This window comes from Ensifer adhaerens, from assembly GCF_028993555.1.
GTDB classification, from domain to species: Bacteria; Pseudomonadota; Alphaproteobacteria; order Rhizobiales; family Rhizobiaceae; genus Ensifer; species Ensifer adhaerens_I.
In genome coordinates, this window is record NZ_CP118610.1 from 4,213,587 (window position 1) to 4,229,725 (window position 16,139).

The window sequence follows — 16,139 nt, forward strand, 5'->3', positions numbered from 1 at the left end:
ATGGAGCGGGAGGTCAAGACCACCTGTCCCTATTGCGGCGTCGGCTGCGGCGTGATCGCAAAGGTCACTGACGACGGCGTCGTCTCCGTTCGCGGCGACGCCGATCATCCCGCCAATTTCGGCAGGCTTTGCTCCAAGGGCTCGGCGTTGGCCGAGACCCTCGACCACGATGGCAGGCTTCTGCATCCCGAGGTCGACGGAAAGCAGATCGACTGGGACGAGGCGCTCGATCTCGTCGCCACGCGCTTCGCGAAGACGATTGCCGAACACGGGGCGGATTCGGTCGCCTTCTATGTCTCCGGGCAGTTGCTGACCGAAGACTATTATGTCGCCAACAAGCTGATGAAGGGCTTCATCGGCTCGGCCAATATCGACACCAATTCGCGGCTCTGCATGTCATCGTCGGTTGCCGGCCATCGCCGTGCCTTCGGCTCGGACACGGTTCCCGGTTGCTACGAGGATCTGGAACTCGCCGACCTCGTGGTGCTGACCGGCTCCAATCTCGCCTGGTGCCATCCCGTGCTCTACCAGCGTCTTGCGGCAGCCAAGGCCGCCCGCCCCGACATGAAAGTCGTGGTGATCGATCCCCGCCGCACCATGACCGCCGATATCGCCGACCTGCATCTGGCGATCCGCCCCGATGGCGATGTGGCACTCTTCAATGGTCTGTTCGCCCATCTCGCGGCGAGCCCTGCCGTCGACCAGTCCTACGTCGGCGCGCACACCAGCGGCTTCGCGGAGGCTTTCGCTGCGGCAAGCGCCCTCGACGAGGCCGCTCTGGTGCGGGCGACCGGACTGACGTCATCGGAAATCGCCGCCTTCTTTCATCTGTTCGAAGCGACGGAAAAAGTCGTCACCTGCTACAGCCAGGGCGTCAACCAGTCCTCCTCCGGCACCGACAAGGTCAACGCCATCATCAACTGTCATCTGGCGACCGGCCGTATCGGCCGGCTGGGCATGGGACCGTTCTCGCTCACCGGTCAGCCCAATGCCATGGGCGGCCGCGAAGTCGGTGGCCTCGCCAACATGCTCGCCGCTCATATGGATATCGAGAAGGCCGGGCATCGTGATCAGGTGCGCCGTTTCTGGGGCGCGCCATCGATCGCCAGCAAGGCGGGCCTGAAGGCCGTCGATATGTTTCGCGCGGTCGCTGACGGCCGGATCAAGGCCATCTGGATCATGGCGACCAATCCCGTCGTCTCCATGCCGGACGCCGATGCGGTTGCAGCAGCGCTGAAAGCCTGTCCCTTCGTCGTCGTTTCCGACGTGCTAAGGGAAACCGACACCACCCGCTACGCCCATGTGCTGCTACCCTCTCTCGGTTGGGGTGAGAAGGACGGCACCGTCACCAATTCCGAGCGCCGCATTTCCCGCCAGCGCGGCTTTCTCGCTTCCCCCGGCAAGGCTTGCGCCGACTGGTGGCAGCTGAAGGAAGTGGCGCGCCGCATGGGTTATGCGGGTGCTTTCGCCTTCACGTCGCCCGCAGAGATTTTCGCCGAACATGCCGGCCTCTCGGCCTTCGAGAATTCCGGCCGCCGCGATTTCGACATCGGCGCCCATGCGGAGATCGATGCCGCGACCTATGACGCCCTGGCCCCGTTCCAATGGCCGCAGCCGCAGGGGACGCCTACGGGCGAGACCCGCTTCTTTGCCGATGGTGGCTTCTTCCACGCAGATGGGCGCGCCCGCTTCATGGCGGTTGCGGGCGCCGTGCCGGATCGCGTCAACGGCGACTATCCCTTCACCTTGAACACCGGCCGTGTGCGCGACCACTGGCACACGATGACGCGCACCGGAAAGAGCGCGCGGCTCTCGGCTCATCTCGCCGAACCTTTCGTCGAGATCCACCCGCGTGACGCGATGGACTTGCACATCGCTCCCGCCGATCTCGTCGCGCTCGCCAGCCCGAACGGTTCGGCGATCGTCCGTGCACTCATCACCGAGCGCCAGGCGCGCGGCAATCTCTACGTGCCGATGCACTGGAGCGACCAGTTCGCCGCCAAGGCACGAATTGATGCGCTGGTCCCGCCGATCACCGATCCGGTCTCCGGCCAGCCGGCTTCCAAAAATGTCGCCGTTGCGATCCGCCGCTTTTCCGCCTCGACCTACGGCTTCGCGGTCAGCGTGTCGAAACCCTCAGGTCTCGATCTCGGTTACTGGGCCGTCGCCAAGGCCAGGGGCGGTTGGCGTCTGGAGCTTGCGACAGAGGAGATACCGGCCGACTGGACCGTCTGGTGCCGCGAGACCTTCGGCCTTGCCGAGGACATTGAGCCGATCGGTTATGCAGACGGTCCTTCCGGTCAACGGCGCCTTGCTTTCTTTGAGGGAGACCGACTGCTGCTGGCACTCTTTCTCGCGCCCGAGCCCGTGGCTGTTGCCCGCAACTGGGCCGTCGAGCAGCTGAGCGCCTCGCATGCTGACCTGCGCATGCGCTTTGCACTTGTTGCCGGCCGGCCCGGTGCCGACCGGCCGGACCCGGGTGCCACCGTCTGTTCCTGCTTCAATGTCGGCGTCAACCAGATCGTCGCTGCTGTCCGCAGCGGTTGCCGCTCGGTCGAAGCGGTCGGGCAGGCGCTGAGTGCCGGAACCAATTGCGGCTCCTGCCGCGCCGAGATCAGGGGGATCGTCGATGGATGCCTTGCAGCCGCTGCGGAATGAAACGAAGTCTCGTGCCGAACCGGCACGCATGGCGGCGCTTGCCAAGCTGCCGGTCTTCTGGTCGCTCGAAGGCAAGCGTGTCATCGTGGCGGGCGGCAGCGACGCCGCGGCCTGGAAGGCGGAGCTGCTGGCCGCCTGCGGCGCCGAGGTTCACCTCTATGCGCCGGCTGACGAGATTGGCGAGGTCTGCTCTGCGCTGATCACCAGGGATCCCGCTCATCCCTCCGGCTGCCTCATTCATCACCGCGAGGCCTGGCAGGTGGATGCGCTGGCCGGAGCGGCACTCGCGGTCGCCGATTGCGAAAGCGACGAGGATGCGCGGGCCTTCTTCGCGGCGGCCCAGCAGGCCGGAGTGCCGGTCAACGTCATCGACAAGCCCGCCTTCTGCCAGTTTCAGTTCGGTTCCATCGTCAACCGCTCGCCGGTCGTCGTCTCGATCTCGACCGATGGCGCAGCACCCATTCTTGCCCAGGCGATCCGCCGGCGCATCGAGACGCTGCTGCCGCCGGTGCTGAAGGATTGGGCGGTTCTGGCGCAGATTTTGCGGGACAAGGTCAATGCCCGGCTCAAGCCCGGCGCGCCGCGCCGCGCCTTCTGGGAGCGGTTTGTCGATCTCGCTTTTCAGGCGACACCGGAGGAGGGTGTCGAGACGCGGCTGGTGGGGGAAATGGAGCGCCTGTCGGCGAACCATGCCGCCACCGGCCGCGTGACGCTTGTCGGCGCCGGTCCCGGCGACAGTGAGTATCTGACGCTGAAGGCCGTGCGGGCTCTGCAGGCGGCCGACGTCATTCTGTTCGACGATCTGGTTTCGAACGAGGTTCTGGAACTCGCCCGCCGCGAAGCCCGACGCATGCTGGTCGGCAAGCGCGGCGGTCGCGAGAGCTGCCGCCAGGAGGACATCAACGAAATGATGGTGTCGCTGGCACGCGCCGGTAAGCGCGTCGTCCGGCTGAAGGCCGGCGATCCCATGATCTTCGGCCGTGCCGGTGAAGAAATCGCCCGTCTCGAAGAGGAGGGTATCCCGGTCGATGTCGTGCCTGGCATCACGGCAGCGAGCGCGATGGCCGCCCGTCTCGGTCTGTCGCTCACCCATCGCGACCACGCCCAGGCGGTGCGTTTCGTCACCGGCCACTCCCGCCATGGCGGCCTTCCCGCCGACATGGACTGGCGCGCTTTGGCCGCCCCGAAGACCACGACGGTCTTCTACATGGGTGGACGCACCGCGCCCGCCATCGCGACCCGTCTTCTTGCCGAGGGATTGTCCGGCGAAACCCCGGCGGTCATCTCGGCCAATGTCAGCCGCGACAGCGAGCGGAACTGGCAGGGTAGCCTGCGCGAGCTTGCCGCCGGCATCGCCGTGATCGGCTACGACGATCCGGTGCTGATCGGCATCGGCGCCGCCTTCGGCGCAAGACGGATGCCGATGGGCACCAAAGTGCCAGTGCCCTTGGCCACGACTGCGCTTGCGGGCTAGGGCGGCTCGAAGAAAGGTGCAGATCGCTCTCCCGTTCCGAAGCGCGCCTGTTCAAACAGATGGAACCTTTTACCTGTCCGGCGTTGCATTCGCGGACCGCATGCTTACCTTGCGGCGTCAAACGATGCTGACGACCGGAGGCTGGAATGCTGGATTTGCGCGTTCATTTTCTTGAAGCGGACGGATCGCTCGCCCCTTGGCGCGAGCGCATCCTGCAAGACGTGAGGGAGACGGCCGAACGGGTCGGCGCTCGTGTTTCTGCCCCGGACAGTGCCGCTCCGATCGATATCGCCATCGAAAACAGGCCGGGAGAGACCATTCCCGAACTGGGTGTTGCCGGCGCCTGCTATCGCAGGGGGTTGGTCTGCCTCACGCTCGACCCAGGCAACGAGAACTTCCATGCCAGCCTTGCCACCGGCGAATTGCGGAGAATGCTGACGCATGAGCTGCATCATTCCTTCCGCCACGCGACCTGTGGCTATGGCTCCAAGCTCGGCGAAGCTCTGGTCACCGAAGGCCTTGCAGACGCCTTCGATGTCGAGATCAATGGCGGCGACGGCCATCCTTGGAACCACGCGATTGACGCAGGCGATTGGGCAGATTTGCTGGACCGCGCCGAGCGGGAATTCTGGGCGGAAAGCTATGATCATGCCGGCTGGTTCTATGGCTGCGATCGCGCGCTGCCGCGTTGGGCCGGCTATACGATCGGCTATCACCTTGTGAAGACCTATCTCGCAGCGAATCCCGATGCACGCCCGTCGCAGATGACGTCGATGCCCGCATCTGTCGTCATCGGCGAAGCCTGGGCGCCGTTGAAGCAGGGCCTGTCGGCCGCCGCTTGAGCGATTAAGCGTAGGGCGCCTCGTCGCAGTCGCGGCCGGGCAACTTCCTGACGTCGCCGATCCAGGGCAGTGCCGAAGAACACCAGATCTGTGATCTTGGCCTGAGATCCCGGCGCTGGTTGATCGTGCCAACCCGGATGCCGACTTCCAGCGCGTCCTCGTCGGTGCCGGTGGTATAGATCGGGGAGCCGCAATTCGGGCAGAAGAACTGCAGCCGCTGGCGTCCATTAGCACCGATCTTCGTGTAGAGCTTCGGTTCACCGCCAGTTAGCCGGAAGTTCTCGCGCGCGGTGCCGGCGGTCACGCGATAGGCGGATCCCGTCAGTTGCTGGCAATCGGTGCAATGGCAGATCGCGACGTCGGCCGGGTCGATCTCGGCCTCATAGGTCACAAAGCCGCAGTGGCATTGCCCGTCGATGTGCATGGAGACCTCCCTGAAAGCAGGGAAGCTAGCGCGGAACGGCGAAAAGTGTATGCCGCTTTTCCGCGTTTGAGTTTTTGAACGGCTCGCGCTCTCGACGACCGGCGCCACAGATTGCCTCGACTGAAACATGGTGGCGGTTTGATGTGTAAGTGAGAGCTTACACGCCTGTGAAGAGCCACTCGTGTTCGCGGGCGTTGTGGAACTTCCAGATACGCTTCGGTCCGGCCATGACGTTGAGATAATAGACGTCGTAACCATGTACGGCGGCAACCGGGTGATAGCCCCTCGGTACCAGCGCCACGTCGCCATCTTCGACGGCCATGGTCTCGTCGAGCGAGCGGTCGTCTGTGTAGACACGCTGCATGGCAAAACCCTGCGGCGGATTGATCCGGTGATAATAGGTCTCTTCCAGGTAGCTTTCGGCCGGCAGGTCGTCCTGGTCGTGTTTGTGCGGCGGGTAGGACGAGGTGTGGCCACCGGGCGTGATCACTTCGACGACGAGCAGCGACTGCGCCGAGCCGTCGTCTTCCGGCATGATATTGGTGACGTAGCGGGTGTTGGTGCCCTTGCCGCGCGTCATCTGCGGATGCGTGCCCGGCGCGATCACCTTCGCCTTGAACCCGTCGCCGCCTGGCGCCGAGCAGATGGCGAGGTCGAGATCGGAGGTTGCCGTCGCCTGCCAGCGGCTGCCCTTCGGCACATAGACGGCATAGGGCTGCCCCTCGAACGGCGTCATGCGCTCGCCGAGTTCGCCGAAGCTTTCGCCATTGACCGCAACTTTCGCCTTGCCGGAGACCAGCACCAGGCAGACTTCCTTGTCGCCGGTCTCGCCCTCGGTCGTCTCGCCTGATTTCAGTCGTTCGAGCGCAAAGCCGACATAGGTCCAGCCGGCGCTCTCCGGCGTCACGTTTTGCATGAGGCCGGACTTGGCCTTCGGTTTGACGAGCAGCTTGGACATTGACGGTCTCCTGACTTAGTTCATTGAGCGCCGGTGGTGCGCTTCGCCCCTCTCCTCGGGTTCAACCCGAGGACTAACCCTCTCCCCGCAGGCGGGGAGAGGGGATTGTCGAGTTCGCCGCCTGCTTCTCCACCTCACCTCACGAGGGATCGGAGAGCGAGCAGCATATCATCCCTTCTCCCCGCTTGCGGGGAGAAGGTGGCGGCAGCCGGATGAGGGGCACGCTCTCACCCAATCCGGCAAGCGGTGGCTTACTTGTCGAGTCCGGCTTCCTTGGCGAAGGCCTTCAGCGACTTCAGCCCGAGCGACTGGTATTCGAACGGGTTGCGCACGGCCGAATCCTGTTCGGCCTCGATCACCAGCCAGCCGGAATAGTTGTGTTCCGCGGCGATCTTCAGCACGGGCAGGAAGTCGACGCCGCCCTCGCTGTCGCCGGGCACCGTGAAGACGCCACGGCGCACGCCTTCGAGGAAGGAGAGGCCCTCGCCCTCGACGACCTTGCGCACGGCGGGGCGCACATTCTTGCAATGAATGTGGCGGACGCGGTGCATGTATTTCTTCGCGACCTCAGCCGGATCCGAGCCGCCGAACCACGCGTGACCGGTATCCAGCAGGAGCTTGGTCGCCGGGCCGGTGTTCTGCATCAGCAGATCGATCTCTTCGCCGGTCTGGACGATCGTGCCCATGTGGTGGTGGTAGACGAGATCGATGCCCTGGTCGGCGCAATATTGAGCGATCGCCTCGAGATCGGCGCCGAACTTCTTCCACTGGTCGGCCGGCAGCACCGGCTTGTCGTTTGCGACCGACTTGGTGTCGTCGCCGTGAATGGCGTTCGAGGTTTCGCAGACGATCGCCACCTTGCAGCCATTGTGCTTCAGGAGGTCGAGATGCGGCTGGATCGCCTTCTTCTCGGCTTCGACGTCATGGGTCAGCAGGTTGGTCGAGTGCCAGCCGGAAACGAAGACGAGATCGTAGGAGCCGAGCTTCTGCTTCAGCGCCTCCGGATCAGCGGGCATCTTGTGGCCCTTCTCGATGCCGTCGAAGCCGATCTTCTGGCAATCGGACAGGCAGTCGTCGAGGGTCAGATGCGCGCCGATCGAATGATCGTCGTCATTGCTCCAGGCGATCGGGTTGGTTCCGTAGCGGATCATGTCTTTCACTTTCTGATGCCATCCGTGGAAGGCGGATGCTCTGTGACCATAAACGGGAAAAGCGCCCGCGCGGAAAACGCGGGCGCCGAAGGGGTGTTCTTAGCCGAAGCGCTGGGCGGTGAGGGCCTTCTCATAGCCCTTGCGTGCATCGTTGACTTGGCTGCGGTCCGAGACCTCTGGCACCGCGACATCCCACCAGTGGCCGCCGGCCTGCGTGGTGATCAGCGGGTCGGTGTCGATGACGATGACGGTCGTGCGCGTTTCGCCGGCCGTCTCCTTGAGCGCCGTTTCGAGCTCGGAGATCGAGCCGACCTTGCGGGTAACCGCGCCCATGGCGCCGGCATGCGCCGCAAAGTCGATCTGCGGCAGTTCGACGTGGTGCGTGTCCTTCAGGAGATTGTTGAAGTTGGCACCGCCGGTGCCCATCTGCAGCCGGTTGATGCAGCCGTAGCCGGCATTGTCGAGCAGCACGATGGTGAATTTGGCGCCGAGCATGATCGAGGAGGCGATTTCCGAGTTCAGCATCATGTAGCTGCCGTCGCCGACCATGACGATCACGTCGCTTTCGGGCTTGGCAAGCTTGACCCCGAGACCGCCGGCAACCTCGTAGCCCATGGTCGAGAAGCCGTACTCCATGTGATAGCCGCCAGGCTCTTCTGCCTGCCACAGCTTGTGCAATTCGCCCGGCAGACCGCCTGCCGCGCAGACGAGCGTCGTGTTCTTGCCACCGCGGGCGCGCTGGACGGCGCCGATCACCTGGGCGTCGGAGGGAAGGGCGGCATTGGTCGTGGCCGTGGCCTTGTCGGCCGCCGCCAGCCATTCGGCCTTGCCGGTCTTCGCCTTGGCGGTCCAGCTCGGGTCGGCTTTGTAACCGCCGAGGCCGCCTGAGATGCGGTTGAGACCAGCACGGGCGTCGGCAATCAGCGGCAGGCCATTGTGCTTGCCGGCATCGAACGGCTGGACGTTGAGGCCGATGATCTTCAGGCCTTCGTTCTTGAAGAGCGCCCAGGAACCGGTGGTGAAGTCCTGCAGTCGCGAGCCGACGGCGAGAACCACATCGGCCTCTTCGGCAAGCGCGTTGGAGGCGGAGGTACCGGTAACGCCGACCGAACCCATGTTGAGCGTATGCGAGTGCGGCAGCGCCGACTTGCCGGCCTGTGTCTCGACGACGGGAATGCCGTGCCGTTCGGCAAAGTCGCCGAGTTCCTTGGTCGCTTCCGAATAGAGCACGCCGCCGCCGGCGATGATGATCGGCTTCTTCGCTGCTTTGAGCGCTGCGATCGCGGTTGCCAGTTCGTCGAGATCAGGTTCGATGCGGCGCGGCACCCAGACCTTCTCGTCGAAGAAGTTCTCCGGATAGTCATAGGCTTCAGCCTGGACGTCCTGGCAGAGCGACAGCGTCACCGGGCCGCAATCGGCGGGATCCGTCAGCACCTGCATGGCGCGCCGCAGCGCCGGAATGATCTGCTCGGGCCGAGTGATGCGGTCGAAATAGCGCGACACCGGGCGGAAGCAGTCGTTGGCCGAGATCGTGCCGTCGCCGAAGCTTTCGACCTGCTGTAGCACCGGATCGGGGCGACGGTTGGCAAAAACGTCGCCGGGCAGGAACAGCACCGGCAGGCGGTTGACGTGCGCCAACGCCGCCGAGGTCACCATATTGAGCGCGCCGGGGCCGATCGAGGTGGTGCAGGCCATGAAACGGCGGCGGAAGCTCGCCTTGGCAAAGGCGATCGCCGCATTCGCCATGCCCTGCTCGTTCTGGGCGCGATAGGTCGGCAGCGTGTCCTTGATCGCGTGCAGCGCCTCGCCGACACCGGCGACGTTGCCGTGGCCGAAGATGGCGAAGACGCCACCGAAGATCGGCACCTTCTTGCCATCGATGACGGTCATCTGGCGGGTCAGGAACCGCGCCACGGCCTGGGCCATGGTCAGGCGCACGGTCTTCTGGCTCATAGTCTGTCTCCTCCTCGTGGCGAAACCGTCCCGTTTCGCCCTTTCTGCCGCATGGTCAACGATTGCGTCGATCCTATGCCGCCTTTGTTTCACCCAGTTGCAGCCAGAGATCGACCAACGCCTTGAACTTGCCGGCCATGTCGGCGATCGCCTGGTCGTCTGTCATCGTCCCGCCGAGCCAGGCCTTGCCGGCATCGGCGAAGATCGTGCGGCCAACGGCGAAGCCCTTGACCGTCTTCGAGGTGCGGGCTGCCGCAAAGCCGTCCTTCAACTGCTCATAGGGCGCTTCGAGGCCGAGCAGCACCACGCCGCGGCAGAGTGGATCGCGCGCCTCGATGACGGCGTCTATCGCCGCCCAGGCGCCGCGGCTTGCCTGCGGCTCGAGCTTCCACCAGTCGGGCTTGAGGCCGGCGTCATAGAGCTCGTTGAGGGCGCGCGGAATGGTCTGGTCGTCGAGCTTGCCGTGCTTGCCGGCGATGATCTCGATCAGGATTTCGCGGCCGACCTTGCGCGCCGCCTCGAAAGCCGAGCGCAGCTTTACCACCTGTTGGGCTTTCAGTTCAGCCGGATCGTCCGGATGGTAGAAGGAGAGCACCTTGATGCAATGGTCGACCGGCCAGTCGATGAGGCGGCTGCCGAGATCCTGGCTGAATTCGAACTGCAGCGGACGCGAGCCCGGCAGCTCGATCGGCTTGCCGATCCAGAAGTCGCGATGGGCTCCGGTGGCGTAGAGTGCATCGCGGCCATACTTGTCGTCGATCAGCATACCGAAGCCCGGCCGTCCGGCCGCAACCTGGGCTGCGGCCTTGACCGCCAGAACCTTGAAGGCGGGAATGCGGGCGAGCAGCGCGGGATCGCCGGCGGCGATGTCTTCGAGCTGGCTGCGATGGTCGATTGCGAGCGCCATCAGAAGCGGAATGTCGCGGCGGCGGGTGGTCGCCCAGTGCACGTGGTTGATCGCCTCGTCCTTGCGCAGCGCCCGTTCCTTGCTGCCTTTTTCCAGGAAGAACTGCAGTTCGGTCCAGGTTGGGATCTCAGGGGCGCAGAGCAGGCGCGAAACGGCAAACGCTCCGCAGGCATTGGCCCAGGTGGCGGACGTTGCATGCGGCTCGTTCTTCAGCCAGCCGCGGAGGAACCCGGACATGAAGGCGTCGCCGGCGCCAAGCACGTTGTAGACCTCGATGGGGAAGCCCTTGCCGACGATGCCGTCTTCAAGATTGTCGGAGATCGAACCGTCATAGACGATGCAGCCCATCGGCCCGCGCTTGAGCACGATCGTCGCCTTGGAAAGCGAGCGGATCGTCTTCAGCGCCTGGAGCAGGTCGCTTTCGCCCGATGCGATCAGCACTTCCTCTTCCGTGCCAACGATCAGGTCGCAATCGGCAAGCACGGTCTTGAGATGCGCCGAGACACGGTCCGAGGCGATGTAGCGGCTTTCGCCGGCGTCATGGCCGGCAAGGCCCCACAGGTTCGGGCGATAGTCGATGTCGAAGACGATCCTGGCGCCGTTTTCCTTGGCAAGGCGCATCGCCTTGCGTTGAGCGGCATCGGTGTTCGGCTTGGAGAAATGGGTGCCGGATACGAGGATCGCGCGGGCGGAGCGGATGAACTCTTCCGAGACGTCGTCTTCGCAAAGCGCGTTGTCGGCGCAGTTGTCGCGGTAAAAGAGTAGCGGAAAGGACTTGTCGTTTTCGACGGCGAGGATGGCAAGCGCCGTCAGCCGTTCCGGGTCGGTGACGATGCCGCGGGTTTCGACACCCTCGCGGGCGAGCTGCTCGCGGATGAAGCGGCCCATCTGTTCGTCGCCGACGCGGGTGAGCAACGCCGACTTGAGGCCGAGGCGTGCGGTGCCGACCGAAATGTTGCAGGGGCAGCCGCCGACCGACTTGGCAAAACTCGAAACATCTTCAAGCCGAGTGCCGATCTGCTGGCCGTAAAGATCGACCGAGGCCCGGCCGATGGTGATCAGGTCGAGCGGCTTTGCTCCCTGTGCCGAAACGTTCTGGCTCACTGCTTCCTCCCCGCGGACACCTTGGCGGGCCCGACCATTTTCGTACTGTGGGTGATGGCGGTATGAAACATAAATTCCGACGTTTCGTCAATATGGAATTTTCATTCTATTCGTTCCGTTTCGCTTATTCGCCCTCCGCGAGCCTCTGGCGCTTCTCGGCAATGGCGACCGTGAGTGCCATGGCAAACGCCATGCTGGCGGAGAGCGAACGGAAACCGGCGTGGTCGGCCTCTACCAGTTCGAACCAGACCTTCGAGGATTCCGCCAGTGGCGAGAAGGCCGAGTCCGTCAGCGATACGACCGGCACTTTGCGCTCGGCGAGCAGGCGCGCCTGGGCCGCACTTTCGGAGGCGTAGGGCGAAAAGCTGACGGCAAAGGCCGCGTCGTTGCTCGTCGCCATCGCCAGAATGTCCTCGTCGATGCCGGCGGCCGTGCCGACGAGTTGGTACTTTACCTTCAGCTTGCCGAAGGCGTAGGCCATGTAGCTCGATATCGGGTAGGAGCGGCGCTTGGCGATCAGATAGACCGTATCGGCCTTGGCGAGAATGTCGACGGCGCGCTCGAAGGCTTCGGGATCGACCGAAGAGGCGATGTTGTCGAGCGAACGGTGGGCGGCGGCGACGAAGCCGTTGAAGATCGAACCGCTTTCGAGCTTGCTGTGATCGTTGGCGCTCAGCGCCTTCAACCGGTCTTCGTAACCGGGCGTTCTCTCACGCAAGCGCGCACGAAAAATCTGCTGCAGGCTGGAGAAGCCCTCGAAGCCGAAATGCTGCGCGAAGCGCACCAGCGTCGATGGCTGCACCTCGGCGGAGGTGGCGATGCTTGCCGCCGTGCCGAAGGCGATCTCGTCGGGATTGTCGAGCGAATAGGCGGCTACCTGGCGCAGCCGTTTCGGCAGTTGCGCCTTGCGTTCCAGAATGGCGGCCTTCAGCGCCTCGAAATCCTGCGGCACCTCTGCGGTCGTTTCCGGCATGGCCATGTCTCGCTCGTCTCCCTCGATGTCAGTCTGGTTTGCGACCTCACCCTAATCGATTAGTCGGGAACGGGATAGAACAGGCGTTCCATTTTTCTCGGAGCGTTTCCAGCATAAAGTGCGTAGCGGTTTTGCGTCCGGAAATGCGCAGCGCGGAACCGCTTAGATGTGCACCCACTCGTTGGTCTTCGCCGATTGATAGGTCGCCGAAAGCACCTTCTGTACCTCAAAACCTTCGCGGAAATCGGTCGAGGGCGACTTTCCTCCGGCGATGGCGTCGAGGAACTCCTTGACCTCGATCGCCTTCAGGTCGTTGAAGCCGATCTGGTGACCGGGGGCGACGCAGAAGGCGCCATAGGGCGGATGCTCAGGCCCCGCCCAGATGGTGCGGAAGCCGCGGGTGCGGATGTCGTCGCCGGTCTTGTAGAGGCGGATCTCGTTCAGCCGCTCCTGGGTGAAGACGATACTGCCCTTCGAGCCGTAGATTTCGAAATCGTGTTGCATCTTGCGGCCCGTGGCGATCCAGCTTGCCTCGAGGCTGCCGGTGGCGCCGTTCTCGAACCGCACGAAGGCGCGGGTGATGTCGTCCACTTCGACCGCGCGCATCTCGCTGGAGCCTTGGGTGATCGGGCGTCCCGGAATCTGGATGATCGTCTCGGCGAGCACCGACTTGATCGGTCCGACGAGGTGGCGCATGGAGGCGATGATGTGGCTGCCGATATCGGCGAGCGCGCCGCCGCCGCTGGCCGGGTTCAGGCGCCAGCCCCACGGAACCTGCGCGTCGGCCATGAAATCTTCCGCATGGATGCCGCGCATCGAGCGAATCTCGCCGATCTCGCCGCTTTCAATGATGTCCTTGGCAAGGAAGATCAGCGGGTTCTTGAGATAGTTGAAGCCGACCTGGGTGACGACGCCGGCTTTTTCCGCCGCCTCGACCATCTCGCGGCATTCGGCAACCGTCGGCGCCAGCGGCTTCTCGCAATAGACGTGCTTGCCGTGAGTAATCGCCGCCAGCGCCATCTCCTTATGCAGCAGGTTCGGCGTGGTGATGTCGATGATGTCGATATCGGGATCGGTCAACAGTTCGCGCCAGTCGGCGGTCGCCTTGCGAAAGCCGAGCTGGCCGCGTGCACGCTCCGCGCTCTCGACGGTCACATCGGCGACCGAAACGAGATCAAGATCGAAGGGCAGGTCGAAGACCCGTGCCGCGATCGTAAAGCCGAGCGCATGGGCCTTGCCCATGAAGCCCGTGCCGATGAGCCCGATCCCGAGTTTGCGCTTGCTGCCCATGTTGAACTCCTCCGTCGCCGACGCTGCCGTATTGGCTCGAAATGAAATATTTTGTGCATGATTTGTCAATATGGAATATTTGTTCGAAATATGGTGGTGGGATTGGATCAGTGCCGATGGAAACAGCCAAAACTGTGTGTTCCGGCTAGGTGGATCTTGACGAAGGGGGAATGTGTTAACGCATTTTTACCATGTTCCGTTGGAACATCGCACTTCGTCATGGTTAACGAATCGCTCCGACGACAACGGGGCGGAGCTGGAGTGAAATCAGCATGTGCCGCTGGGCAGCCTATCGCGGGGAGCCGCTCTATCTCGAGGAACTGGTAACCTCTCCGGCGCACTCGCTGATCGAACAGTCCCATTGCGCGACACGGGCGAAGACCGCCACCAATGGCGATGGCTTCGGCGTTGCCTGGTACGGCGATCACCCGGAACCGGGCCGCTATCGCGACATCCTGCCCGCCTGGTCCGATTGCAACCTGAAGAGCATCGCCCGCCAGATCCGTTCGCCGCTTTTCCTCGCCCATGTGCGCGCTGCCACCGGCGGCGGCACAAGGCGCGACAACTGTCATCCCTTCGTCTTCGGCCGCTGGTCCTTCATGCACAACGGCCAAATCGGCGACTTCGAACATCTGCGCCGACCGATGGAGAGCATGCTCGACAACGATCTCTATTCGGCGCGTACCGGCACGACGGATTCGGAGCTTCTGTTCCTGCTTGCCATGCAGTTCGGGCTCGACCGCGATCCGCTCGGCGCGATCGCCGAAGCGCTCGCCTTCATCGAGCAACTGGCCGAACACCTGGAACGCCAGGTTCTGGTTCGCTTCACCGCCGCCTTTTCCGACGGTCACGATCTCTATGCCGTGCGTTATGCCTCCGACTGGAAGGCGCCGACGCTTTATGCGGCGCCCATGGGTCCAAGCGGCGGCTATTGCCTCGTCTCCGAGCCACTCAACGACGATGACAACGCCTGGGTCGAAATCCCCGACGGCACGGCGGTCATCGTGGGCGAAAACGGCGTCGATGTTCGGCTGTTCTCGACAAAGGGAGCACCGGTCAGGACTCGCCAACTGGCCTGACCCAACCGCTCGTGGCTGCGATCAGCCCTTCAGCGCCAGTTGCTCGGCAACCATTGCTGCCAGCTTTTCCGCCACAGCGTCCTTGTCCATTTCAGGCCAGTCGTCGTTACCGGCAGCCGAGATCAGCTTCACCTTGTTGCGGTCGCCGCCCATGATGCCGGTCGAAGGCGAGACGTCGTTGGCGAGGATGAAGTCGGCGCCCTTGCGCTCGAGCTTGGCGCGGCCGTTGTCGGCGACATTCTCGGTCTCGGCGGCAAAGCCGATGACGAGCTTTGGCCGCTTGGCATGGTGCCCGACGGTCTTCAGGATGTCGGGGTTTTCCGCAAGCTGCAGCGGTGGCGGGGCCTCGCCCGGCTTCTTCTTGATCTTGTTGCCGGCAGCCGTCGCCACCCGCCAGTCGGCAACGGCCGCGACCATCACGGCGACGTCGGCGGGCAGGGCGGTTAGCACCGCGTCGCGCATTTCTTCGGCCCGCTCCACATGCACGACCTTCACACCTGCCGGATCCGGGATCGTCACCGGACCGGAGACGAGCGTGACGTCGGCGCCAAGTTTCGCGAGCGCTGCGGCGATCGCATGACCCTGCTTGCCGGAGGAGCGATTGGCGATGTAGCGCACCGGGTCGATCGGCTCATGCGTCGGGCCGGAGGTCACGATGACGCTGCGTCCGGCAAGCGGCTTCGACGCGCCACCGAGAAGATCCTCGACCGCCGCAACGATCGCAAGCGGCTCGCTCATGCGGCCTTCGCCGGCCTCGCCACTTTCGGCCATCTCGCCGGCTTCGGGGCCGATGAAGCGGATGCCGTCCTTGGCAAGCGTTGCCCGGTTGCGGCGCGTTGCCGGATGCGCCCACATCTTCGGGTTCATTGCGGGTGCGACCAGCACCGGCCGGTCGGTCGCGAGCAGGATGGTGGAGGCGAGGTCGTCCGCATGGCCGTTCGCCATCTTCGCCATCAGGTCGGCGGTTGCAGGTGCCACTACGATCAGGTCGCATTCGCGCGCCAGCCGGATATGGCCGACATCCTGTTCGTCCTCGCGCGAAAAAAGATCGAGATAGACGTGCGAGGCCGAAAGCGCACCGACGGCAAGCGGCGTCACGAATTGTTGCGCGCCCGCGGTCATGACCGGCCGTACGCTCGCCCCGCGCTCGCGCAGGCGCCGAATGAGATCGAGGCTCTTATAGGCGGCGATGCCGCCGGAGATGATCAGGAGAATACGCTTGCCCGACAGTGTCATTTGCTACCGGCCTTTCGGCCGTCCTCTTGCCCGGCATGGGCCGCCGAGCCTACGCGATACCGGAACAATCCCATCGGCTGGCCTCGCCAG

At 64.0% G+C, this 16,139-nt stretch carries 12 protein-coding genes; 4 read left to right on the forward strand and 8 right to left on the reverse strand.

Going from position 1 to position 16,139, the window contains the following annotated elements:
- The 3 genes from PWG15_RS20365 (at position 1) to PWG15_RS20375 (ending at position 4,974) form a co-directional block, all read left to right on the forward strand.
- Positions 1–2,658, forward strand: a complete 2,658-nt coding sequence (locus PWG15_RS20365; protein ID WP_275022399.1) for a nitrate reductase — start codon at positions 1–3, stop codon at positions 2,656–2,658.
- Positions 2,630–4,132, forward strand: a complete 1,503-nt coding sequence (gene cysG / locus PWG15_RS20370; protein WP_275022401.1) for a siroheme synthase CysG — start codon at positions 2,630–2,632, stop codon at positions 4,130–4,132. The genes PWG15_RS20365 and cysG overlap by 29 nt, the downstream gene beginning before the upstream one ends.
- 146 nt (positions 4,133–4,278) lie before the next feature.
- A complete protein-coding gene (locus PWG15_RS20375; protein ID WP_275022402.1) occupies positions 4,279–4,974 on the forward strand; it encodes a DUF2268 domain-containing putative Zn-dependent protease in 696 nt (231 codons plus the stop codon).
- A 4-nt stretch (positions 4,975–4,978) separates the two neighbouring features.
- On the opposite strand, the gene PWG15_RS20380 is transcribed toward PWG15_RS20375, so the two are convergent.
- From PWG15_RS20380 to PWG15_RS20410, 7 genes are all read right to left on the reverse strand, one after another.
- Positions 4,979–5,398: a GFA family protein gene (locus PWG15_RS20380; protein WP_275022404.1), complete on the reverse strand. Its 420-nt coding sequence runs from the start codon at positions 5,396–5,398 to the stop codon at positions 4,979–4,981.
- Between the two features lie 157 nt (positions 5,399–5,555).
- Positions 5,556–6,356 (reverse strand): 5-deoxy-glucuronate isomerase, encoded by an 801-nt coding sequence (gene iolB / locus PWG15_RS20385; protein WP_275022405.1) that lies wholly within the window; start codon positions 6,354–6,356, stop codon positions 5,556–5,558.
- A 251-nt stretch (positions 6,357–6,607) separates the two neighbouring features.
- The gene (iolE, locus tag PWG15_RS20390) at positions 6,608–7,507 is read right to left on the reverse strand and encodes a myo-inosose-2 dehydratase (protein ID WP_275022406.1); all 900 of its coding nucleotides are present in this window, start codon (positions 7,505–7,507) and stop codon (positions 6,608–6,610) included.
- Between the two features lie 99 nt (positions 7,508–7,606).
- Positions 7,607–9,460, reverse strand: coding sequence for a 3D-(3,5/4)-trihydroxycyclohexane-1,2-dione acylhydrolase (decyclizing) (gene iolD / locus PWG15_RS20395; RefSeq protein ID WP_275022407.1), 1,854 nt, complete (start codon positions 9,458–9,460; stop codon positions 7,607–7,609).
- Positions 9,461–9,533: 73 nt separating this feature from the next.
- A complete protein-coding gene (locus PWG15_RS20400; RefSeq protein ID WP_275022408.1) occupies positions 9,534–11,471 on the reverse strand; it encodes a bifunctional 5-dehydro-2-deoxygluconokinase/5-dehydro-2-deoxyphosphogluconate aldolase in 1,938 nt (645 codons plus the stop codon).
- 124 nt (positions 11,472–11,595) lie between these two features.
- A complete protein-coding gene (locus PWG15_RS20405) occupies positions 11,596–12,450 on the reverse strand; it encodes a MurR/RpiR family transcriptional regulator (protein WP_275022409.1) in 855 nt (284 codons plus the stop codon).
- Positions 12,451–12,606: 156 nt separating this feature from the next.
- Positions 12,607–13,734: a Gfo/Idh/MocA family protein gene (locus PWG15_RS20410; protein WP_275022412.1), complete on the reverse strand. Its 1,128-nt coding sequence runs from the start codon at positions 13,732–13,734 to the stop codon at positions 12,607–12,609.
- A 272-nt stretch (positions 13,735–14,006) separates the two neighbouring features.
- On the opposite strand from PWG15_RS20410, the gene PWG15_RS20415 reads away from it, so the two are divergent.
- Positions 14,007–14,813: a class II glutamine amidotransferase gene (locus PWG15_RS20415; protein WP_275022413.1), complete on the forward strand. Its 807-nt coding sequence runs from the start codon at positions 14,007–14,009 to the stop codon at positions 14,811–14,813.
- A 21-nt stretch (positions 14,814–14,834) separates the two neighbouring features.
- Here the strand turns inward: PWG15_RS20415 and coaBC are convergent, their stop codons facing one another.
- Positions 14,835–16,049 (reverse strand): bifunctional phosphopantothenoylcysteine decarboxylase/phosphopantothenate--cysteine ligase CoaBC, encoded by a 1,215-nt coding sequence (coaBC, locus tag PWG15_RS20420; RefSeq protein ID WP_275022414.1) that lies wholly within the window; start codon positions 16,047–16,049, stop codon positions 14,835–14,837.
- Positions 16,050–16,139 lie beyond the last annotated feature (90 nt).